The sequence below is a fragment of the Sporosarcina saromensis genome, assembly GCF_033253735.1.
In the GTDB taxonomy this organism is placed as follows: Bacteria; Bacillota; Bacilli; order Bacillales_A; family Planococcaceae; genus Sporosarcina; species Sporosarcina saromensis.
In genome coordinates, this window is record NZ_JAUBDI010000029.1 from 1 (window position 1) to 22,367 (window position 22,367).

Here is a 22,367-nt window from a genome sequence, read left to right on the forward strand (position 1 = left end):
TAATAGTATTTAATCGAGAGAGTTTTCGTCATAAAGAATCTTTACTAAATCGATAAAATGGATGTTGGCAAGTAGCTACATTTTTAACTGCCAAACTATGCATTTCCTACTTGCCAAATACAGCCTAATTTCATATGGTTTGGGCTAGGGATGGAGGAGTCTCTGTTTTAGTACTGCTCCTTCTTTATTTCAGCTTACTTTTCTCTCTAATCGTGCCTCTTAGGCAATGAAGCGTAAAAGATTAATGCATGAAATAGCTTTTAATTCACAGACATTTAGGTGTACTGTTTATTAGAACTGGCATCAATATTAATGATCCAACTGAGCTGGATTCAGCAATACCGATAAATCTCGCGTTTTTTAATCAATATTAGAGGACTGATCTAACAGAAATAGTAAGCTCAGTTTTTCGGAAATTATTTTCCGTAAACACATTCAACAAATCCCAGGAATTAACTTTAGATGTGCGAAAACTGAAGTCGAAATTGTATTTTTTTATTCCGTTTATTTATAGACCCAGCTATTTTTCAATGCTTTCCACCGATTGGATCATCATTTGCAAAAATTTCGACAAGATAATTTGCAGAATGGGTAACATTGCTACTCGTACTACTTAAAATATTAATGAAAATACCAGTGGTTAGTAATAACGCAATAGCTATTTTTTTGTTTCTCTTCATGATTTCCTCCTTGATGTATGACTTCTGCTTCAATATACAGTAAGCTATTGTTAAAATATATAGGGACATTCGCTAAATTGTGACATCCGAAAGGTAGGCAAACATGAACGACTTGGGAAATAAGATCTCTAATTTTAGAAAATCAAAGGGATATACTATTAAAGAACTTGCAAGTAACCTGTGTGACGAGTCCACCCTCTACAAGCTAGAACAAGGTAAACATATACCTAGGCTAGAAATTTTAAACGACATTTGTTTGAAATTAGAAATTCCATTTAAGGCTTTATTTCATTTCGATGAAGAGGTAGAAAAATTAAAAAAGCTCTGTAGGGAATCCGTCTACTCTGAAGATTATTTATTATTGGAAATAACCCTAGATGAATGTAATAAAGTGTTAAATCAACTTAGTTCAATCTATGCCAAGAACGAGTTTGGAAGGTTTATACAATGGCATAGAGCAATTATGATAGAGAAAAAAGAGAATAGAGCGATAGATGCATTGCCTATATTAAATAGTTTAGTGAATCTAAATAACTGTGGTTCAGAATTAGATATAAGCATACTTAATTCAATTGGCTTGATACATTTGTCTCTAAACAACAATGATGTTGCATATAAAATTTTTAGAGTGATTTACAACAAAATCAAAAACTATAAAGTGGTTGAAGATTTAACCATACTCCCCCGTGTGGGATATAACTATGCACACTCTTTATATAATATAGATAATTACTCTGAAGCCTTAGTCGTTATAAATGAAGTTCTTTACTATTTAGAAACCCACCAGTTAATGTATTCGTTAGGGGAAACTTATCACATGAAGGGGTTACTCTCAAAAAAATGCGGCCTCATAAACGAGGCCGTCGATGATTTTCAAAATGCCATTCTGTTATTCACATTAACAAAAGAAAGGAAAAATCTATTAAGAACGAAGAATGATCTTGCAAAAATAGTTGAGCATACTATTTGAAGCTTAGCCTCGATTAAACAACGCTATTTCTTTTCCAGCGCACAGCACCTCTCATTAGAATTGATATCATGTTGAAGGAGGGGCTCTCAGCTCATACTTGGCCTGCTGAATACGCCGCTTTCTACTGCAATCAGCAAAAGCCACTTAGAACAAATCATATGTTCAACTATTTTTGACGGTGCCTGTGCCAGAAACATTCACGTTAATTCAAGCAATTTGAATGCTTATACAAGCAATCATAAGAAACGTGATACCTACAACGTCCAGATTTTATGTATATGCAATTGTAGTGAATTAACTGAATTCAACCTTACACAGGCACCTGTTTTAACTCTCATACTGTAAAATACGCAGCCTCGGCAATTTTGATGGAATGATTTTTTTTGAATTTTGACGGTGCCTGTGCCAGAAACAATCACGTTAATTCAAGCAATTTGAATGGTTATACAAGCAATCATAAGAAACGTGATACCTACAACATCCAGATTTTATGTATATGAAATTGTAGTGAATTAACTGAATTCAGCCTTACACAGGCACCTGTTTTAAGTGTGAAAAAAATGACCAATTTCTACGCAAAATGTTAGGATGTTGTGCCGTTTATTATGTCAACTGGTACACTTTCACCGGTCTTCCCCGCGAATAATGTGATTCTTCCCCAACGCATACAGCTAAATCCACTTTGCATAAATCGGAAACGATCCGCTGGGCATTCCGCTCACTCATGTTCAAGTGGATCGCCAGATCCTTCGTTGTGAAATGGGCCCAATCCATTTTCCGAATAAGCGATTCAATTCGTTTAAATGTCTTAACGCTGATTTTTCCTTCTTGTAGTTTCTTCACGAATTCATTATCGTCCGTACGGTAAGAATAGACAAGCTGTTCATCCTTCCCCGCTGCATCAATCATCGTGCCATCTTCTTGAATAATGATAATTTCCTGCTTCCCTTTTTCCTTCGACTCCCGAACGGCACGGTTTGCATTTACCTCGGCCGTAAAGACGGTTTGACCAAAGCCAATTCCGACAGCAACAGTCGAGTCCGCTTCAAGTGATAGATGATCCACTTTTTCCTTCAATGTCCCGATTTTCCGCTCCACTGCTCCTCTTGTACTAAAGATCACATACCGCCCATTTCCTTGTTCAATAAGCAAACCATCTAATGTTTCACACAGCTGTATAAGTGTTTTCTTTAAATGCAACTCCAAGTATTCCAGTTGATAGGATTCCTTCATTTTTTCCTTTATTACACCATACTTCACGATTTCAATCATTTTGACACTGATTTGTGTGTCTTTGTAGTATGATGTTTTAATCTTTTCAAAGAACATCCGGATAGTCTGGTAGATCTCATTGCGTGAAGGTGATAGCCAATATGCCGGTACACCTGCTTCCCGCAAACTTTCATAGACAGTCGGATAGCATGTTAACGCCACTTCTATTTCATTCCGCTTCCATAACCCGTAATGAAAATCTAACAATTGCTCCGCCTCAATCTCGACATCGAATTTCTTAATAAATACCTTCCCCAGGTCCTTTTCCAACTGGGTAAATTCTTCATCAAAATGAAACGATGAAACCATATCTACGCTAATCCGTTGCGGAATTTTACCAATCTCATTGGAAAGTTTCAAGATTCCCTTATAAATACTCAATTCACTTGAATCGATAAACACAAAATTTTCGTTCGTCCCCGTCGAATTGACTGCAATTTGATAAGGGATATAGCCTGAAAACAGCCAAAAGTCCACCGGTATGTCTGGATTCAGTATGAAGTCTTTTACTTCGTTCGTTTTTGAATAAATATACGGAACGAACTCTAATTCTTTTTCAATCTCTCTTGCCAACGTAAGAATCCTGTCGACCGATTGATTTGGACCAACAACCGCTACTCTGTACATGACATTACCTACTTTCTTAACTCCGATAATCCAATTTTACCAGTAAGCTTAAAATGGAGGAAATTCTTTTGCAACTTCGCACGAAATAATATAAAAAAAGTATCGGGAGTGTGTCCTCACGATACTTTTTTTATATTATTTTACTGAATCAGGAATTAAAGAATAATAAGACTTGCCGTCCAAGCGGTCCACCAACTCGGCTTTCGCCTGTTCAATGATCGTCGGGTTTTCCATGACTTGCAGCGCCGTGGACGCGATAACTTTCGCCGCCTGCAGCATTCCTTTATGTGCAATCGGCGTTGCTCCTTGCGAGACGACCTGCCATGTATGTAGCGGCGTGCCAAGAGCAAAACAAGTTGTGAGACATTGCATCGTTGGCACGACCCAGCTGACATCTCCTACATCCGTTGAGCCTGATAAAATGGCTTCCGTAGAAGTATGGGGCGGAATCAGATCGGTAATAACCTTTTCCTTCAGCTTTTTCACTGTTTCCCAGTCCCGTCCTGCATACGCACTGTTTAGATCTTCCTCTGACAATGTATTCCGGATCTCCTTCGCAAATTCCATATCCGTTTCATCATAGGAAGGAACCCCGACATTCACGAGGTGTTCATACATTACATCTGCAAGGATAGAATTAGGGATTAGATTCGATGCGGTTCCTACAAATTCAACATCAAATGTCGTCCCTGTCATCAAAGCAGCTCCGCGTGCAATGTCATGAACCCTTTCGTATAACGATTCCACTTCATCCTTTTCTGATGCACGAATCAAATAGACGACTTCGGCATTCGCCTGAACCACGTTCGGCGAAGTGCCACCTGTATCCGTCACTGCATAATGGATTCGTGCGTCCGGCACCATATGCTCCCGTAAATAATTGACACCGACATTCATTAACTCCACTGCATCGAGTGCACTTCTACCTAAATGAGGCGTTGCTGCTGCGTGGGCGCTCTTCCCTTTGAACTTGAAGCGCGCAGAGTAATTAGCAAGTGTTTTCACATTCATGAGTCCTGGTACATCCCAAGGGTGCCATGAGAACGCGACATCTACATCGTCAAACAGCCCAGCCCGCGTCATGAAGGCCTTACCGGATCCATTTTCCTCTGCAGGGCAACCATAATAACGAACCGTCCCTTGCAAACCGTTCTGTTCCATATACTCTTTAACGGCGACAGCAGCTGCAAATGCGCCTGTCCCAAGAAGATTATGGCCGCAGCCATGACCATTTCCGTTTTCAACGACCGGATCATGACAGGAAAGTCCTTTTTTCTGACTAAGACCTGGCAATGCGTCAAATTCACCTAAAACCGCGACGACCGGCTTCCCTGTCCCAAAACTTCCGACAAAAGAGGTGTTAAGACCAGCGACTCCCCGTTCGACATGAAACCCTTCTTCTTCTAATCCTTCAATTAAGTAAGCGGATGATTGATGTTCTTCGAAATACAACTCTGGTACTTCCCATATTTTATCGCTTAACGCAATGAATTTATCCTTTTTTTGTTCAATCAAGTTTGAAATCGTTTTCATTGATTTCATCATTTATCTCTCCTTATCTACATTAATTGCCGTTAGCGTTTATGCGTCAGCTTGAAGTAGCTCGCCCTTCTGGAGATTCAACGTCAAAAGTGAAATCGTACAGATTATGGCCAAAATGATCAGCATTCCAAAAGCCGCATTATACGAACCGTTAAATGTCTGCACAATAAACCCGATGGCAAGCGGGGTAATAAAACCGGCTAACTGACCTCCTGTATTCGCAACACCTATGCTTGTCCCAGTCACAGAGGATGGAAGCCTTTTCAAAATAATTGCTGGCAACAGAAGCATGACAAAGGAAATAAAGATAATAACAATCGTCTGGTATGCAACGAAAGTTGTTACACTTGGCGCATTGTACATGAGATATAAGAGGACACCGACAACAATACAAGACATTGCGCCAACCACTTTTTCCTTGCCAAGCGGAAGTTTATCGATGACATATCCTGCTAAATACATTGCGAAAATCATTGCTAAACCTGGAATTGTTTGCATCCATCCAAGTGAAATCAAGTCAAGTCCTCTCACATTCACGAGGTACGTCGGCAACCATGTCGCCAAGCCCCAGTTAATGGCATAAATGCTGTAATAGGCAATAAACAGATTCAACATGAGTGGCGTTTTTATTATTTGTTTGAAAATTCCTTGATGGGAATCCCCCGCCAGTGTCTTCTCCTCATCTTTGAGATCAGCAGGCAGTTTGATGAAGACCCAGAAGAGGATCGTGATAAGAAATCCAATACCACCAAGGATCAAGAACGATGTACGCCAACCTATTGTTGTTAGCATATAGGCGGAAAGAAGCGGTACGATTAACGACACAATCCCTCCTGAAGATAACATGATCGACATGGCCCAAGCTCTTTTATCCGTTGGAAACGTTTGCGAAATCAATTTCGAGCTTGCCGGCTGGAATCCACCTTCCCCAATTCCGAATAAGAAACGGATGATGATCATCGAACCCAATGACCACACTGCCCCAGTCAAAGCCGTAAAGATCGACCACATTAGAACGGAGCTGATCAGGACCCTTCTTGAACCCAATCTATCAGCCAACCAGCCCCCGGGAATTTGCATAAGCGCGTACCCTGCAAAAAAACTACTAAGAATCAATCCCGTACTGGTCGGATTTAATTGTAAATCCTTTGTTATGGACAGTACTGCGTAGTTAATAAAATAACGATCGAAATTCCCAATCGCCCATCCAATGAAAAGTAATAACAAAATCATGTTTCTTTGTTTCACAGCAACCATAGAGATACCTCCTTTTTCAGAACTTCCTGTTTCATTTTACGCATATTAAACGAAAAATACGTTATATTACTTACTATAAATAAGATTTAAAAACGATGCAATACTTTTCTATTCTCACTCCATATTCAAAAAATTCACTTCCTTCCTTCTATATAAGTAGTCCAAAAAAGAAGCTCCTATGTGAACGAATGTTTTCAGTCTGCCATTTATATAGATACTATTCATTCCACATTTCTAGAAAGCGAATGGAATTCTAATTTTTGCGCACAAAAGCGAATGCGAGGATGCTGTTTGTTTATTAACTACCGCTTCAAATTAGAGCCAAGTTCATTTCTCTCTGAATAAATAACCCAATTAAGTTGAACATAACAATGGTGACAATAAATAGTCTCTGTTATGAAATATAAAAAGGAGATGAATGGATGCAAATTCGAATATTGAAGTGGTTGTTGGTGACGGGGTTTTTATTTAGTTTGCATATAACGGAAGTCTGGACTGTTTATGCGAATGACGAGCCCTTGGTATATGTAGCGCAGGAAAGGTCGACAGCAGTCATACAAGATGACCCGAAAGAAGATTTGCCTGATCCTGACGAAGGAATTGAAAATTCCGGTCGAAAAATTCAGCAGCCTGTTGACTTACGAATTCTACAACAGCGGTATCCGGATATTTTTTTCTTGCAAGGTCCTACGGATCAAAAACGGATTGCTTTAACATTTGATGATGGTCCTGACCCACGCTTTTCAAATGATGTATTAGATGTCTTGAAACAGTACAATGTACCAGCAACATTCTTCGTGTTAGGTTCAAAAGCCGTTGCTAATGCTGACATTGTGAAGCGAATGCAAAACGATGGACATGTAATCGGAAACCATACGTATTCCCATCCGAACCTTGTCATAGAATCCGACCTCCAAACTCTGGAGCGGGAAGTGACTAGAACGGAAGATGCCCTGAACGGCATTATTGGTTACCGGACAGAATTATTTAGGCCACCATATGGCTTCTTATACAATGAACTCGTCGAAAAGCTTGGCGAAATAAACAATTACGTAATTGGATGGTCAGTGGATTCGTTGGATTGGCAAGAAGATCCACCGGAAGTAATCACTTCGAGAGTAGTAGGTAACATTCAACCAGGCTCAATCATTCTCATGCACGATGGCTCAGAACCGAGTGGAGATCGAACGAATACCATCAAATCTCTTCGCCAAATAATTCCTGCACTGCAAGAGCAAGGGTACGAGTTTGTCACTGTTCCTGAATTGTTGAATATTCCCTATAAGAAATAGAAGGTCCGTCTTCTATTTCTTTTTAAATGCCCAATCCAAAAAAACAGCCTAGCTTCTACGATTTAGTAAAATTTGAACAAAAGGACATTGGAATAAGAAAAAACATAGGGAGATTGTAGTCTTCCTATGTTTACATCCCTATTATTCATCTGTTTGTGTATGCTTTTTCTTCAAATACTCCGTACGTATTTTCTAGGTGTTGTTTATTAGCAAATTTATATTTCCTCATTTCGAATATGTTTAATTAACCTCTCAAAATACTCTATTGAGGAATTTATTCGATAGTTCGCATAATCGCCAATAAAGTCTGCTAGAACTTCTTGCCCCGGTTCAATAAAATGTCGTCCCTCAAATTTGGACATCTTGTCCCAAGTCGTTTTGATCCCGTTTACCTTTTTCTCTAAAATACGGATGACTTTATCACGATCCACATATTTCAAATTGGCTAAACCAATCACCATATCCCCAATTGTTTCTGCACTTTCAAAGAGTTTATAAATCTTTTTCGGTATGACTTCCTGACCTTTTTCAGTAATTGCAAATACTTGTTTGTCTGGTCGATGCTCTTCTTTAATGATTTCTTTTACCTCAATGAAGCCTTGCTTTGCTAATGATTCAAAATGGTAATACAACTTGCTTTCAGTTAAACCATTGATCGTCTCAAGAGGCTGTAATTCTGCGATTTGTTTTTTCAATTTATATGGGTAATTATTTTCTTCAATAAGCTTCGTCAGAATAAAAATTTGAATCGCCATTGTTTCAGCTCCTTCGGTAAATAGTAGTTTTATTCTATCAAAACTACTCATTTACTTCAGCAGATTTTAAATTTTTGCAGATTCTATTGGCAGTGGTTTGTGTAATTTCCACACGATCACAATGTTTATTACCATCGCGACTAGTCCAACTAGGCCTAACCCTAACACATAAGGGCTTACACTTGTGCTACCGAATAGATTTGCAAAATAAGCTTGTACCGAGTAATACATCGGTGAAATATGGCTTGCCCACTCATAAGGTGCATACATCATAGCACGTGGAATGACTGCTCCATTTGCAAGTGTCTGAACTAATAAGATTGGGATATTTAGAACCATACCTGCTTCTCCAAACAAGAAGATGACCGTTGCTGTGAAGTTAAAGCTTACCCAATAATTCAGGATTTGTTGGCCCAAAATCTGCAGGAATAAATCCCCGCTTAAATCATTAATCTCCATCACAATGATTGTTGAGACGACTCCAGCAATTAGTCCAACGATGATTGCTGTTACTTGCACGTAGATGAACAAACGTGTTTTCGTAGCCTTCCCGCGATTCGCTTTAAACGCTCCTACTAATTGCATCGCAGCAATCATTGCCCCTACATATAAGGCCATCGTTAAGAACATCGGGAGCATATTATTGTGCATACCATCTGGAATGTGATTAATGGTAACAATATCGCCTACATAGCTGTTTTCAATAGACTTCGCTAGTTCTTTTGCTTGCTCTTCAGGCACATTAACGTTCATTAAGATGCCTTCTGCTGTTTGCTGTGAGAATTGCGCACTTAATTGCGCATTAATTTGAGACACAACTTGATTCATCGAAGAGGCTACAACTGTTGCTCCAGCTTCATTGAGCGTGAACTCAATGCTTGATGCAACATCACTATTTTTCAAATCAGCTGAAAACGTTTTTGGAATATGAATGACTAACGCTAATTCGTTATCTTCTAAGTCTTCTAAAGCTGCTTTATTCGGAATGTCTGTTTTTATGTTCTCGAACGGAAGTTGTTCTTCTAGGCTCTCTGCAATTTGCCCCCCAAACTCCCCTTCGTCATCGTTAATAATCGCAATTGGTAGCTGATCGATATTGCCTGGAATTGCCGTGTAGCCTGGCAAAAAGATCCCTAACATACAAACTGCATATAAAACCCCCATAAATATTGCGGAGGTCGCACCTTTACCTTTTAAGAACTCTCTAAATTTCATGTACTATTTCCTTTCTCCATTTCAATTTTCACGGAATTATAGTTCAATTAAAGTACTCTAATTGAACTATGTTTGTTATTCTATAAAATATACATGCAAATTACAATCTCAAATACTTGCTTTGACCTATACTTCTTTTACTTATTGTCCATTTTATGAAAAATAGCGTTCATACTCCCTTTTCTCCATAAAAGTAGCCTCTATCAGCTATGAAATTGAAGAGGCGTATGATTCATTTGAAAATGAAAATAATTATGAATTTAGAAGGTGTAAATTTCCGAACAATATTGTTCATACTAAATAATTAGACATCTAAATATATGTTTGACCTTACTTGAATATGGGCGTATATTGTTCAATGGAAAACACAGCTGAAGCTTTTTTCCATGTTATCTTTCAACAATAATTTGATTTATTGCTGATGTAAGGATCAGTTTATTTTAACTAATAAAGTAAAGGAGAATCGCAAATGACCGCACAACATGATGCAACAAATCGTGCTGAAGAAAGCGTACATGTACCTTCCAATCAAGAAAAACAAGATGTTCTTGATCAACTGCTAAAACCTGAGGTGCAAGAATCATTAACTGCTTTAGTAGAGCAATTACCAAAACTAACCGAGCTTGTCACCATTTTGAATAAGTCTTATGATTTTGCTCAATCTGTTGCAACCGATGATGTATTAAAAAATGATACAGTTGGTTTCATAAAAGAAATAGGCGAGCCGGTAAAAGACTCTGTAAAAAATATTGCAGCTACAATGATCGAAGCCAAAGACCGTGCCGAGGATAGTACCGAAGTGATTGGTCTTTTTGGTCTTCTGAAAATGATGAAAGATCCGCAAGCACAAAAGCTTTTCCGTTTTGTGAATTCATATTTGCAAGTAGCAGCTGAACGTGAGAAAAGAAGCTAATTCTTCTACTCCAAGACGATAAAAAAGGGGATAACAAAATGTCAAAACGCATTGTAATTTTAGGCGCAGGATATGGTGGTCTTCTAACTGCTCTAACTGTCCGCAACTATTTATCAAGTGATGACGCTACAATCACTGTTATCAATCAATATCCAACACATCAGATTATTACTGAATTGCATCGACTTGCTGGTGGGACAATCTCTGAAAAGGCCGTTTCAATACCTTTAGAAAAGCTCTTCAAAGGTAAAGATATCGATTTGAAAATCGCTAAGGTCGAATCTTTCTCCGTCGACAGTAAAGAGGTAAAGATTGCTGATGGTTCAACTGTAAAGTATGATGCACTAGTGGTCGCATTAGGTAGTGTAACAGCGTACTTTGGTATACCAGGGCTTGAAGAAAATAGCATGGTGTTGAAATCAGTCAATGATGCGAATAAAATCTACAATCATATCGTAGGTAAAATTCGTGCATACGCAAAATCTAAAAATGAAGCCGATGCAACGATTGTAATCGGTGGTGGCGGTTTAACCGGTATCGAATTAGTCGGGGAAATTGTTGACCATATGCCAAAAATCGCAAAAAGTTTTGGTGTCGATCCAAAAGAATTGAAAATCAAACTTGTTGAAGCCGGTCCAAAAGTATTGCCAGTCTTACCAGATCATTTAATCGAGCGCGCAACTGCAAGTCTAGAAGCACGTGGGGTAGAATTCTTAATGGGACTACCTGTAACAAATGTGAATGGTAATGAAATCTCGTTGAAAGATGGCCGTACCATTGTGGCAAATACGTTTGTCTGGACGGGCGGAGTAGCAGGTCATCCATTGGTTGGTGAATCGGAACTTGCAGTAGATCGTGGCCGTGCAACGGTTAATGAGTTTCTCCAATCAAGCTCACATCCAGATGTATTCGTTGTAGGTGACAGTGCGGTTGCCTTCCCTTCTGAAGGTGGTCGTCCATACGCTCCTACTGCACAAAATGCATGGCAAATGGGTGAGCTTGTAGGCTATAACTTATATGCGTATTTACAAGGAAAAACGTTAGAAGCATTTGATCCAACAAACTCCGGTACATTGGCAAGCCTTGGTCGTAAAGACGGCGTGGCTTCAATTGGGGCTAACGGGATTGGACTCAAAGGATTACCGGCTTCTTTAATGAAAGAGGCAAGTAATGTACGTTATTTAACACATATTAATGGGTTATTTAGTTTAGCTTATTAATGGTATAATTTTTTCGTATTGTATTATAAAAAAAGGAGTGTTTTAAATGGTAGGAATTATGGAAGGTAAAGCAGGATTAGTTACAGCAGCGGGTTCAGGAATCGGTAGAGCAGCTGCGGTTGCATTAGCAAAAGCAGGCGCAAAAGTAATGATTTCTGACGTAAGCGAAGAAACTGGACTCGAAACGGTACAAATCATCAAAGACAACGGTGGCGAAGCAGCCTTCTTCAAATGTGATGTAAGTGATGAGGAGCAAGTAATCGCACTTGTAAATAAAACAGTTGAAACTTTCGGCAAGCTGGACTTCGCACATAATAATGCGGGTATCAACAAAGGTCTTAAACCAATTGGCGAAATGGATTCTAAAGATTGGGATATTACACTAAAAGTAAATCTGTATGGTACGTTCTACTGCCTCAAGCACCAAGTCAATGCAATGGTGAAAAATGGTGGCGGTGCAATTGTCAATACAGCGTCAGGTGCTGGTATTGAAGGCTCACCAAACATGGCTCCTTATACAGCTTCTAAACATGCGATCGCTGGTTTAACGAAATCAGTTGCATTGGAATATGGTCAAAAAGGCATTACGATTAACTCAATTGCACCTGGTGCGACGATTACACCTGCAATTGAATATTGGGCAAAAACATCTCCAGAACAATACGAAGGCGTACTCAAATCACTTCCAGCTGGAAGAATGTCTACAGCAGAAGATCAAGCAAATGCTGTCGTATTCCTCTGCTCAGACCTCGCAAAATCAATTAGCGGTGTAACACTTGCAGTGGATGGCGGTTATACTGCAGGTAAAATGCAACAATAAGGTACGTAGGTTTTTATAACGACATAGTAAAATTTTGAACCCTCGGGAACTTCTAATTGGAGTTTCCGAGGGTTTTGTGTATTACAGTTATTTTTAACTGTCGGTCTGAAGGAGTCGAGTCCTCCGTTGCGTAGCTAAGACAGGATTCTATGCAAAAAATTCATGTTAATTCAACCAGCACAGGCATATTTTTTATGGATGATTCTGCACGTATAAAAAAAGCAAACATCTCACAACAGTAGGATGTTTGCTCTTATAATCTACCTCTTTATCAACCAACTCGCTGCTCCCGCTCCCCCACCAAGAACGTCAGTACGATCATGCAGATGAACAATGCGGCGAAAATCCAGAGTGTATAGGCATGGTTGCCAGTGACATCGTAGACAAGTGCGATGATGAGCGGGACGAAGCCAGCCATGATATAGCCGCCAGTCTGCATCATGGCGGTCCAAGCATTCGTGTCTTCGGCGGTTTCCGTCGCGTCAAGTGGGAACAGCAATGTAATTGGGAAGAGCCCTGCGAGAGGCAAGCTCATAAAAATGGCGCTGATCCACATGAGTGTCCAATTGCCCGTCGATAGCAACCCAATCGAAATTAAGCCCATCGTCAGGAAAAACAGCAGCCAGAGCTTCCGTTTTGGAATTCGTTCGTAGACAATCGGGAAGATCAGGTTCAAGACGATCTGAATCCCCGTCATCAGGCTCAATACTCCGCTCGCTGCGACGAGTGACATGCCGCTGTCCGTCGCAATCGGGACGACCCATGTGATGACGCAGAAGAAGCTCGATGCCTGCAAGCCAAAGAACACGAGGAACAGCCAGGCTTTTTTCTGCTTCCACGGTGAGATTCTCGCTGCACTGCTCGCGGCCGGTGTCTCTCTCTGCTTCAAGCGGACATTTCCACGCAAGGAAATCGCGCAGAAGAAGATCCCTAGCAGTACGAGCAACGCCCAGATGCCGAGAGCGAAAGGGTACGAACCAGTCCATTTGAAAAAGACCGCAGTCAGCCCCGCGCCAAGCGTCGCTCCGGCTCCCATGCCGAATGTGTAGACGCCGATGACGCTTGTCGCCCGGTCCGGAAAGAACTGCTTGATCATCGCGGACAACAGTGGCCCGATGACCGCAATACCGATGCCGATCAAGATCGCAGACACGAGCAAAGCTGCAAAGGTGGAATAAAACCCGCGCAGCACCGTCATGCCGCCAATAATGATCAGCATCAGCAACATCGACCAAGTCAATCCGATTTTCCGGTTCAGCACCGGCGCAAGGGACGCGAACAAGCCCATGCAGAAGACCGGCAGCGCGGTAAGCAGACTCACTTGCGCGTTAGTGAGGGCGAGGTCGTCCCGAATCGTATCGAGCATCGGGCCGATTGATGTGATCGCGGGCCGCATATTGATGGCCACTGCGAAAATGGTGAGAAGCAAGAGGATGGTTTGTTTCTTTGAGAATTGAGTAGTCATGCATGAACTCCTTTACTGAGCGGACAAAAAATAATGGCTTCCTTTCATTATAGAGTGAAAGTCGCTTTGTGGCGAGACGGATCGTCAGTACAAAATCCACATAGGCATCCGAGCAATAAAAAAGAAGCACGAACTCCCCGAGTGGAAAAGTTCATACTTCTTATGTTTTCTTCATAAATATGTGCCTGTGAAATTCAATTTAGTTAATACACTACAATTGCATGTTCATACAAACATGAAGTTGTAAGGGTAAGGCTTATTAATTTCTTCCGAATAACCATACATATTGGTTGAATTAACATGAATGTTTCTCACACAGGGACCGTTCGCCAACAACGAATTTCATATAATCAACCAGTAGCATCACTTCAGATTGACAATAACAGAAGTACGTCCTTGGCATGGCTATAAGTTAACCTCGGTCTTTTCTTAATTTTAAAAACCACTTCTCAATCAAGAGCAGAAGTGGAAAGTTTAGGGTACATCAAATTATTTTATATTTAGTGAGCTTAAACTTCAAAATCTCTAACCACATTATAATCAATCACAGACGGTATTTCATTCATATACATTAAATCACGGATCATGGTTAAACGAATAGAAACATCCATTTCGAAATACTCATTCTCTTCAGCTGGTAATATAGAATAAGGCACATTTTTTACTATATAGACTTTTTCATCAATACACCATTTTACATCTTTTGTTAATGATTTGGTTCCCGGTTTCATGGCGGCAACCTCCCTAACCAACGTTTTGTACAAAGTGCCTTCCTCCTCTTCTAATATTCCCTATATAGATACATTTTAATCCGAACCTTTTATCTATTCACTGTCGTCCTTTTTGTTTCGTTCAATTATTTGTTCTTTCAGGTTCGCCAACTTTCGATAATAATCTAGGTTTACTTCGCTAGCTCTAAAGTGGACTTTTTCTAGTTTATCGCTATTCAGATGAACTGTAATCATTTTTATAAAACGAACCTTCCTTTTACTTATTACAAAACTGATCGCAAATGTATATTTCTCTGGGCTCCCACTTTCAATTAAACTATAAGACAACGATGGGAACCCTTTAAACTGTGCCTGAGTTATTGCATCGGTCATCTTGAGTCTCGTGATTAAGTCTATAATAACATTTTCCTCAATTGAGCCGATACGTTCAAGAATTCGTTCCAAGGAATGACTTCCAATTTGAATAATGTTTTTATTTTTAAGCTCTTCAGCACTATGAGACCTAAGCATTTTTTCCTTTTCTTCTAGAACAATATTTCGTTGATTATCAGTTAGATAAGAAATGGGAATGCCATACTTTTCAGCTTTTCGTAAAGCATCTTTATCATATTCAGCTGCTATAGCTTTAATTTCCTCAATTTGTTTCGGTTCAAAATAAATCACATCATAAACTAGCATGGTTATATCATCTTTAAATATGACAGTAAACCGTCTAGCCAAGACAAACACACCTTTCCCATTCCCCTATGTTTCACACTAGAGTATATTCCGAACATTGTCAATCTATGGTCGGCAGAATACTCAATACATTTCACACTTATTTTAGAATTCGTCTCACTTTCATCATTGGATCTCTGCGAAGATGAATCACAAAATCTTCATTCGATGTATGATAAACGACCGTTCCTTCTTTCGCCCTAAAAAATTCTTTGTTTGCATCTTTTTTAGCTACAGTACGTATCGGAGCAACTTCTGTCACAATTTTTTTATTATCTTCTTCATAGTAGTCTAAAATCGATACCAAAAGAAATTGATCAGGAAATAATTCTCTTACTTCTTGCCAAGTCATTTTAAAACCAAACCTCCTATCAAAGTACGAGTCAATAAACACAGTAAATTAATTGAATTTTCCTATACATAGATTCTAAAAAAAAGAAGCATAAATCTCCAATTTGGAAACAATGCTTCTTTCTGTACTACTATCCATAAAATCTTATGGAGACGGCGGGAGTCGAACCCGCGTCCAAAGGCTCCAACACTTCAGCGTCTACGCGTGTAGATTGACTACTTAGGTTCGCGCGCACGTTTGCCGTCAATCAAGGCTATCCGTGAGCGCTATCCTGATAATCTCTTGTAACGGCCTCAGGAGGCGACCGCTACCGTATCCCACTTAAGTTGAGCCTAACAATGCCACATGGGCGATGGAACTGCTAGGCAGATTCATCAGCTTACGCTGCGAATGCTAAGTTGTTGTTTGTTTTGCCAGTTATTATTAACTGCCGTTTCTGACGGAGTCGAGCCCTCCGACGCGCAGCTCAAGCTCAGACCACCCCTGTCGAATCCGTAACGTCCCCGATATAAAAGGTGGTTAGACCTTCAAAGGGATGCCCGGAATGCCTGTAAAAGGCTTCTGAACTATTTCACTACAATCAGTATACAGGATATTAACGTAAAAATCAATACTGCTGTTTTGCTTTGAATGCGCGTTCCATTTCACGCTTCGCTTCTTTCTTCTTCAAGTCGTCACGTTTATCGTAAAGTTTCTTCCCTTTACCAACGCCGATTAACACTTTCGCAAAGCCGTCCTTCAAGTACATTTTCAACGGAACAATCGCAAACCCTTCTTGCTTTGTTTGCCCAATCAATGTCGCAATCTGCTTTTTGTGAAGCAATAGTTTTCTAGAACGCAACGGATCATGGTTGAACCGGTTCCCTTGGTCGTACGGGCTAATATGCATATTGGAAATCCACGCTTCATTATTCCGTATCAACACGAATGCATCTCGAATTTGCACTTTCCCGTTACGCACGGACTTGATTTCCGTCCCTTGCAGCACAATGCCTGCTTCAATCGTTTCTTCAATCGCATAATCATGATTCGCTTTCTTATTAATCGCGATCACTTTTCCTTGACCTTTTGCCATACCGTTCTCCCCCTCTTCAAAAGCGCTGGACGCCTAGCAGCTTTATGCCTCTTAGCCTCTGGCGTCCATTGCCACATGCGTATCTATCGATGAGACAACCGCCTCAATTGATGCAATACACGCTTACTTCCTCTTCCGCGTAGCCGGCTTTTTCTTCTTCTTTTTCGCTACGCCTTCGTAAAACTTCTTCTTCGCATTCGGCGAACCGGCACCTGTCTTCTTATCACCTTTCGGCTTTTCAGATTGGCTTCTACCGCCGCCCTTTTTCGCATGAATGACTTTCGGCGTCTCTTTGCGCGCACGATGGAACGATTGCTTCATCCCTGCAATTTCAAAATCGATAGCCGATTCCTCAGGTGTGACAGACACGACGCGAATCGTCACTTCATCCCCGATTCGGAACTGCTTGCCTGTATGCTCACCGATCATCATCATTTGACGGTCGTCGAAACGGTAATAATCATCCGTCATATAGCTGACATGGACAAGTCCTTCCACCGTGTTTTCAAGCTCGACGAACATCCCGAAATTCGTAACGGAAGAAATGACGCCGTCAAATTCCTCACCGATCTTATCGAGCATGAACTGCGCTTTTTTCAACGCGTCCGTATCACGTTCTGCGTCAACCGCACGACGTTCACGTTCAGACGTATGTTGCGCGATTTCAGCCAAGTTGGCATTCCAATGCGCGACCGTCTGCGCAGACACATCTTTTTCAATCAAATACGTACGGATCAATCGGTGAACGATCAAATCCGGATAACGTCGGATTGGAGACGTGAAATGCGTATAGAAATCCGTCGATAAACCGAAGTGGCCAAGGCTTTCTTCAAAGTACTTCGCCTGTTGCATCGAACGAAGTAACATTGTTGAGATAACCGTCTCTTCCGGCATGCCTTCAATCGATTCCACGATTTCCTGCAATGCGCGTGGATGCACTTTATTGCCAGAGCCCTTCACGACAATACCGAAGTTCGTCAAAAACTCAAAGAAACGTTGCAGCTTCTCGGTTTTCGGATCTTCGTGAATTCGGTATAAGAACGGCACTTGCAACCAATGGAAATGTTCCGCAACCGTTTCATTCGCAGCAAGCATGAATTCCTCGATGAGTCGTTCAGACACCGTACGCTCGCGCAACACGATATCCGTCGGCCAACCGTTGTCATCCACAAGCACTTTCGACTCTTTGAAATCAAAGTCAATAGCCCCACGGTCAATTCGTTTTTGTCTCAAAATCGAAGCAAGTTCCGCCATGTCATTCAACATTGGAACGATATGCGCGTACTTTTGCATGAGCTCTTCATCTTTTTCTTCGATGATTTTGTATACATCCGTATACGTCATCCGCTCTTTCGACTTAATGACACTTTCGTAAATCTCATGATCGACAACTTTCCCGTTGCGGTCAATTTTCATCGAACAAGACAACGTCAATCGGTCGACATGCGGGTTCAATGAACAAATCCCGTTTGAAAGCTTATGCGGCAACATCGGAATAACTCGGTCCGTTAAATACACACTCGTCGCTCGCTCATACGCTTCATCGTCCAGCGGTGTATTTTGTTGCACGTAATGGCTCACGTCCGCAATATGGACAGACAATGTATACGTCCCATCATCATTTTTCACAAGCGAAATGGCATCATCCAAGTCTTTCGCGTCTGCCCCATCAATTGTAATGATGACATCTTCCCGTAAGTCACGACGTTTGAATAGATCCTTTTCCTGCACTTCATCCGGTGTTTTATTCGCCTGATCCATTACTTCTTTAGGGAATTCAACTTCAATCCCATGCTTATGAATAATCGATAAAATATCGACACCTGGATCGTTTTTGTGCCCAAGAATCTGCACAACCATTCCCGTCGCGGACTTCATATCACTCGGCCAATCGGTAATTTCCACGACCACTTTATGGCCATCTACCGCGTCCAGCGAGTTGCCTTTGCCAATGAAAATATCCATCGGCAATTTCTTGTCATCAGGAATGACAAAACCGAATCCACGATTGTCTTGATACGTCCCGACCACTTTCGTCGTTTTGCGTTCCGCAATTCGAATAATCGTTCCTTCACGACGGTCGCCATACGAGCCCTTCGACACGCGGACAAGCACGATATCGCCGTTCATCGCCCCGTTCACTTCCGGTGGTGGGATGAAAATATCATCCATTCCTTCCGTTTCAGGCGTCACAAATCCGAAGCCTTTCGCATGCCCGATGAACTTTCCGCGCACTAAATTCATGCGCTCCGGCACACCGTAACGGTTGGTACGTGAGCGGACAATGTCCCCTTTCTGCTCAAGGTGAACAAGCATCTTCACCAGTTCCTTGAACTCCGCAGCGCCTTCAATCCCTAACGCCTCTTGGATTTCTTGAACCGTCAGCGGTTTATACGATTCCTCTCTCATAAAAGACAATAATCTTGTCCGTAGTTCTTCATCAAAAAAGTCCAATACCATCCCTCCACTTCTAACTATCGTCATCTATTTCCATTTTCACACGTTCCAGTCAAGGGATTCAAGAAATTGATACACCTCTTCATGAAGCGCCTCTTTTTCCGGACCGAGCGTAATGACATGCCCTGACTTTTCAAACCATTGTAAATCCTTTTTCGTCGAAGACGCTTCGTCATAAATGACATTCGCCGACTCCACGTCAATTACCTCATCGTCACGCGACTGCACAACGAACAACGGCGCCTTCACCTTCTCCAGCTCATCCCGCGTATCATACACGAGTGAACGCAAAGCAGGCAATGAATGCATCGAGCGATTGCGTAACGCCCCTACTTCCTTTTCGATAACATCAGCCGATTTTCCTTCATACTTCTTATAATCCGCCGCATACTTCAACACACCTTCAAACATGAGATCCGTCGTCTTCATCGACATCGGCGCACACATCGTCACAATTCCCTTTACAGGCAGTGTAACCCCGATTTTTAATGAAAATACACCACCTAACGATAATCCACCAACTGCAATCTCCTCATACCCTGCATCTCTCAACTGCTCATACCCCGCGACAACATCTTCCCACCACTCATCCGGCCCGGTCTCAATCAATTCCTCAGGCGGCACACCATGTCCCTTGTAATGCGGCGCCAATGACGTATACCCTTTCTTCTCCAAAAAACGTCCCAGCATCCGTACATCCGCCGACGTCCCCGTAAATCCATGCAATAACAAAACCGCCCGCTTCCCACTCTCAAAAAAGAACGGCTTCGGCTGCGCAATCCTCATATCTATACTCATCCTTTCAGTATGTATGTATCAATAAATCTTCATATTAAGAAAAACGTTTTTGAAATTAGTATGTATGAAATCCATCACAATACAACAGAGTACCTTAATATCGTTTTAGTCCACTTTCATGTTAGCTTTTGCCTTACACAAATTAAATCAGTATAACTCAGTCGTGTTAGATTGTCTGATTTTCTGCGTACTTAGGCAGTATAGCACTTACGAACAATTGGCATGCCCTTATGCAAAGGCATTATTCATTTTACTACCTAGTAAAATGAAGGACACTTAGATGATTGAAGTGCAGGGCGGCGACTCCTGCGGGAACAGCGCGAGCTGAAGACCCTGGACTGAGCGAAGCGAGGGAAGCGGCTGAAGCCGTGCCCGCGGAAAGCGTCCGCCCGGAACGGAAATCATCGTTCTTACTATTCCTCTCTATCCTCTTTATACCCTTCCCTTTTCCAAAGAGAAAAAAACGCCCGACCATACGGGTGGCCAGGCGTTACATGTATGCAATTCGTTAACTACCCATCAAATCTTCACGATGGCAATCGCCAACACGAAAAATAAAATTGAAAGTATAATTGTCACGCGTTGAAGCACTAAATCCAACCCACGCGCTTTCTGTTTCCCAAAAAGTTGTTCGGCACCACCGGAGATGGCTCCTGACAGACCTGCACTTTTTCCGGATTGCAATAACACAACAACGATTAACGCCAATGACACGATAACTAGCAACGTCATAAACAAAGCATGCACTTTGTTCCACCTCCCGAATCGAACATAACACTATCTCTATTCTAGCAAACATTACATATTGTTACAATATCTTTTTGATTATTCCACAAACAGCCGACAATCGCCGGCTGTTTGTGCTTCCTTTCGCACGGAGCGAAAATCATATGCTAAGTCGCTACTTACTTCTTCAAATTATAAAACGTCTTCGCTCCTAGATACACAGCCGTTTCATCCAACTGATCTTCGATACGAAGCAGTTGGTTGTACTTCGCCACACGATCCGTACGAGACGGAGCACCTGTCTTAATTTGACCTGCGTTTGTCGCAACAGCGATGTCCGCAATTGTCGTATCTTCGGATTCACCAGAACGGTGAGAAATAACAGCTGTATAACCCGCGCGTTTCGCCATTTCGATCGCGTCAAATGTTTCTGTCAATGTACCGATTTGGTTCACCTTAATAAGGATTGAGTTGCCAACGCCTTCTTCAATCCCACGTGCCAACTTCTCTGTATTCGTTACGAATAGATCGTCCCCAACCAATTGGACTTTACCGCCAAGACGCTCTGTCAATAGCTTGTGTCCAGCCCAGTCGTTTTCGTCTAGACCATCTTCAATTGAAACGATTGGATATTTTGAGCAAAGCTCTTCATACCAAGCAACCATCTCTTCAGAAGTTTTCGTAATGCCTTCACCCGCTAAGCGGTACGTGTTTGCTTCTTTATCGTAAAACTCGGAAGACGCAACGTCCATTGCAAGCAATACTTCTTCGCCTGGCTTGTAGCCTGCTTTTTCGATTGCTTCCATAATTGTCGAAAGAGCTTCTTCGTTCGATGCCAAGTTTGGTGCAAAGCCGCCTTCGTCACCAACTGCTGTGTTCAAGCCTTTTCCTTTTAACACGTCTTTTAAGCTATGGAAGATTTCAGCGCCCATGCGCAATCCGTGACGGAATGATTCCGCACCAACCGGCATGACCATGAATTCTTGAATGTCAACGTTGTTATCCGCGTGCTCACCGCCATTGAGGATGTTCATCATCGGTACTGGCAATTGCTTCGCGTTCACGCCGCCAAGGTATTGGTAAAGTGGAAGATCCAAATAATCTGCCGCTGCGTGTGCAACTGCCATGGATACACCAAGGATCGCATTCGCACCAAGTTTCCCTTTATTGTTCGTACCATCTAGTTCGATCAAAGCTTTATCGATGACAACTTGGTCAAGCACTGAATAGTTATCAACGATTTCTTCTGCAATCACTTCATTTACGTGATCAACTGCAGCTAACACGCCTTTTCCTAAGTAACGGGATTTATCGCCATCACGCAATTCAACCGCTTCATATTCACCTGTGGAAGCACCGGATGGAACGATTGCACGTCCGAACGCGCCGCTTTCTGTGAACACTTCAACTTCAACCGTCGGATTTCCGCGTGAATCAAGAACTTCTCTAGCTTGGATGTGGGTAATGATTGGCATAACAATTC

General features: G+C 41.5%; 20 protein-coding genes and 1 other RNA gene. 5 read left to right on the forward strand and 16 right to left on the reverse strand.

Annotated elements, in window-relative coordinates; all coding sequences use genetic code 11:
- Window positions 1-527 precede the first annotated feature (527 nt).
- On the reverse strand, window positions 528-680 hold the full coding sequence (locus QT711_RS18230) for a hypothetical protein (RefSeq protein ID WP_317946624.1): 153 nt from the start codon (window positions 678-680) through the stop codon (window positions 528-530).
- Between the two features lie 103 nt (window positions 681-783).
- Here QT711_RS18230 and QT711_RS18235 point away from each other — a divergent pair, with 103 nt between their 5' ends.
- Window positions 784-1,650, forward strand: coding sequence for a helix-turn-helix domain-containing protein (locus QT711_RS18235; RefSeq protein ID WP_317946626.1), 867 nt, complete (start codon window positions 784-786; stop codon window positions 1,648-1,650).
- Between the two features lie 603 nt (window positions 1,651-2,253).
- Here QT711_RS18235 and QT711_RS18240 read toward each other — a convergent pair.
- The 3 genes from QT711_RS18240 to QT711_RS18250 form a co-directional block, all read right to left on the reverse strand.
- Window positions 2,254-3,549 (reverse strand): hypothetical protein, encoded by a 1,296-nt coding sequence (locus tag QT711_RS18240; RefSeq protein ID WP_317946628.1) that lies wholly within the window; start codon window positions 3,547-3,549, stop codon window positions 2,254-2,256.
- Window positions 3,550-3,684: 135 nt separating this feature from the next.
- On the reverse strand, window positions 3,685-5,091 hold the full coding sequence (locus QT711_RS18245; RefSeq protein ID WP_317946630.1) for a M20 family metallopeptidase: 1,407 nt from the start codon (window positions 5,089-5,091) through the stop codon (window positions 3,685-3,687).
- A gap of 39 nt (window positions 5,092-5,130) precedes the next feature.
- A complete protein-coding gene (locus tag QT711_RS18250; RefSeq protein WP_317946631.1) occupies window positions 5,131-6,348 on the reverse strand; it encodes an MFS transporter in 1,218 nt (405 codons plus the stop codon).
- Window positions 6,349-6,770: 422 nt separating this feature from the next.
- On the opposite strand from QT711_RS18250, the gene QT711_RS18255 reads away from it, so the two are divergent.
- Window positions 6,771-7,640 (forward strand): polysaccharide deacetylase family protein, encoded by an 870-nt coding sequence (locus QT711_RS18255; protein WP_317946633.1) that lies wholly within the window; start codon window positions 6,771-6,773, stop codon window positions 7,638-7,640.
- Between the two features lie 215 nt (window positions 7,641-7,855).
- Here the strand turns inward: QT711_RS18255 and QT711_RS18260 are convergent, their stop codons facing one another.
- Both QT711_RS18260 and QT711_RS18265 read right to left on the reverse strand, forming a co-directional pair.
- Entirely contained in the window at window positions 7,856-8,395 is a 540-nt protein-coding gene (locus tag QT711_RS18260) for a PadR family transcriptional regulator (protein WP_317946635.1), read from the reverse strand.
- A 66-nt stretch (window positions 8,396-8,461) separates the two neighbouring features.
- Window positions 8,462-9,610, reverse strand: coding sequence for a YhgE/Pip domain-containing protein (locus tag QT711_RS18265; protein WP_317946637.1), 1,149 nt, complete (start codon window positions 9,608-9,610; stop codon window positions 8,462-8,464).
- 469 nt (window positions 9,611-10,079) lie between these two features.
- Here QT711_RS18265 and QT711_RS18270 point away from each other — a divergent pair, with 469 nt between their 5' ends.
- Genes QT711_RS18270 through QT711_RS18280 form a run of 3 tightly spaced genes read left to right on the forward strand, consistent with a single transcriptional unit; the run spans window position 10,080 to window position 12,563 of the window.
- Window positions 10,080-10,523 (forward strand): DUF1641 domain-containing protein, encoded by a 444-nt coding sequence (locus tag QT711_RS18270; protein ID WP_317946639.1) that lies wholly within the window; start codon window positions 10,080-10,082, stop codon window positions 10,521-10,523.
- A 38-nt stretch (window positions 10,524-10,561) separates the two neighbouring features.
- Window positions 10,562-11,743: an NAD(P)/FAD-dependent oxidoreductase gene (locus QT711_RS18275; protein WP_317946641.1), complete on the forward strand. Its 1,182-nt coding sequence runs from the start codon at window positions 10,562-10,564 to the stop codon at window positions 11,741-11,743.
- A gap of 46 nt (window positions 11,744-11,789) precedes the next feature.
- Entirely contained in the window at window positions 11,790-12,563 is a 774-nt protein-coding gene (locus tag QT711_RS18280) for an SDR family NAD(P)-dependent oxidoreductase (RefSeq protein ID WP_317946643.1), read from the forward strand.
- A gap of 271 nt (window positions 12,564-12,834) precedes the next feature.
- Here QT711_RS18280 and QT711_RS18285 read toward each other — a convergent pair whose 3' ends face one another.
- The 10 genes from QT711_RS18285 to eno form a co-directional block, all read right to left on the reverse strand.
- Window positions 12,835-14,028, reverse strand: a complete 1,194-nt coding sequence (locus QT711_RS18285) for an MFS transporter (RefSeq protein WP_317946645.1) — start codon at window positions 14,026-14,028, stop codon at window positions 12,835-12,837.
- A gap of 509 nt (window positions 14,029-14,537) precedes the next feature.
- A complete protein-coding gene (locus tag QT711_RS18290; RefSeq protein WP_317946647.1) occupies window positions 14,538-14,792 on the reverse strand; it encodes an RNA-binding protein in 255 nt (84 codons plus the stop codon).
- 60 nt (window positions 14,793-14,852) lie between these two features.
- Complete coding sequence (locus QT711_RS18295; protein WP_317946648.1) at window positions 14,853-15,479, reverse strand: hypothetical protein; 627 nt, start codon at window positions 15,477-15,479, stop codon at window positions 14,853-14,855.
- A 97-nt stretch (window positions 15,480-15,576) separates the two neighbouring features.
- Window positions 15,577-15,828: a hypothetical protein gene (locus QT711_RS18300; RefSeq protein WP_317946649.1), complete on the reverse strand. Its 252-nt coding sequence runs from the start codon at window positions 15,826-15,828 to the stop codon at window positions 15,577-15,579.
- 144 nt (window positions 15,829-15,972) lie between these two features.
- Window positions 15,973-16,333: a transfer-messenger RNA gene (gene ssrA / locus QT711_RS18305) on the reverse strand.
- Window positions 16,334-16,435: 102 nt separating this feature from the next.
- On the reverse strand, window positions 16,436-16,903 hold the full coding sequence (gene smpB, locus QT711_RS18310; protein ID WP_317946651.1) for an SsrA-binding protein SmpB: 468 nt from the start codon (window positions 16,901-16,903) through the stop codon (window positions 16,436-16,438).
- Window positions 16,904-17,026: 123 nt separating this feature from the next.
- Window positions 17,027-19,312 (reverse strand): ribonuclease R, encoded by a 2,286-nt coding sequence (gene rnr / locus QT711_RS18315; RefSeq protein ID WP_317946675.1) that lies wholly within the window; start codon window positions 19,310-19,312, stop codon window positions 17,027-17,029.
- 87 nt (window positions 19,313-19,399) lie between these two features.
- Entirely contained in the window at window positions 19,400-20,146 is a 747-nt protein-coding gene (locus QT711_RS18320) for an alpha/beta hydrolase (protein ID WP_317946653.1), read from the reverse strand.
- 531 nt (window positions 20,147-20,677) lie between these two features.
- Window positions 20,678-20,905, reverse strand: coding sequence for a preprotein translocase subunit SecG (gene secG / locus QT711_RS18325; protein WP_317946655.1), 228 nt, complete (start codon window positions 20,903-20,905; stop codon window positions 20,678-20,680).
- A gap of 158 nt (window positions 20,906-21,063) precedes the next feature.
- The gene (eno, locus tag QT711_RS18330; protein WP_317946657.1) at window positions 21,064-22,359 is read right to left on the reverse strand and encodes a phosphopyruvate hydratase; all 1,296 of its coding nucleotides are present in this window, start codon (window positions 22,357-22,359) and stop codon (window positions 21,064-21,066) included.
- Window positions 22,360-22,367: the final 8 nt, after the last annotated feature.

Coding starts and splice junctions, on each gene's coding strand:
- QT711_RS18260 (WP_317946635.1), bottom strand. CDS start 8,395: ATGGCGATTCAAATTTTTATTCTGACGAAGCTTATTGAAGAAAATAAT.
- QT711_RS18280 (WP_317946643.1), top strand. CDS start 11,790: ATGGTAGGAATTATGGAAGGTAAAGCAGGATTAGTTACAGCAGCGGGT.
- QT711_RS18240 (WP_317946628.1), bottom strand. CDS start 3,549: ATGTACAGAGTAGCGGTTGTTGGTCCAAATCAATCGGTCGACAGGATT.
- QT711_RS18245 (WP_317946630.1), bottom strand. CDS start 5,091: ATGAAATCAATGAAAACGATTTCAAACTTGATTGAACAAAAAAAGGAT.
- QT711_RS18320 (WP_317946653.1), bottom strand. CDS start 20,146: ATGAGGATTGCGCAGCCGAAGCCGTTCTTTTTTGAGAGTGGGAAGCGG.
- smpB (WP_317946651.1), bottom strand. CDS start 16,903: ATGGCAAAAGGTCAAGGAAAAGTGATCGCGATTAATAAGAAAGCGAAT.
- QT711_RS18255 (WP_317946633.1), top strand. CDS start 6,771: ATGCAAATTCGAATATTGAAGTGGTTGTTGGTGACGGGGTTTTTATTT.
- QT711_RS18275 (WP_317946641.1), top strand. CDS start 10,562: ATGTCAAAACGCATTGTAATTTTAGGCGCAGGATATGGTGGTCTTCTA.
- QT711_RS18265 (WP_317946637.1), bottom strand. CDS start 9,610: ATGAAATTTAGAGAGTTCTTAAAAGGTAAAGGTGCGACCTCCGCAATA.
- QT711_RS18270 (WP_317946639.1), top strand. CDS start 10,080: ATGACCGCACAACATGATGCAACAAATCGTGCTGAAGAAAGCGTACAT.
- QT711_RS18300 (WP_317946649.1), bottom strand. CDS start 15,828: ATGACTTGGCAAGAAGTAAGAGAATTATTTCCTGATCAATTTCTTTTG.
- rnr (WP_317946675.1), bottom strand. CDS start 19,312: ATGAGAGAGGAATCGTATAAACCGCTGACGGTTCAAGAAATCCAAGAG.
- QT711_RS18230 (WP_317946624.1), bottom strand. CDS start 680: ATGAAGAGAAACAAAAAAATAGCTATTGCGTTATTACTAACCACTGGT.
- eno (WP_317946657.1), bottom strand. CDS start 22,359: ATGCCAATCATTACCCACATCCAAGCTAGAGAAGTTCTTGATTCACGC.
- QT711_RS18250 (WP_317946631.1), bottom strand. CDS start 6,348: ATGGTTGCTGTGAAACAAAGAAACATGATTTTGTTATTACTTTTCATT.
- QT711_RS18285 (WP_317946645.1), bottom strand. CDS start 14,028: ATGACTACTCAATTCTCAAAGAAACAAACCATCCTCTTGCTTCTCACC.
- QT711_RS18235 (WP_317946626.1), top strand. CDS start 784: ATGAACGACTTGGGAAATAAGATCTCTAATTTTAGAAAATCAAAGGGA.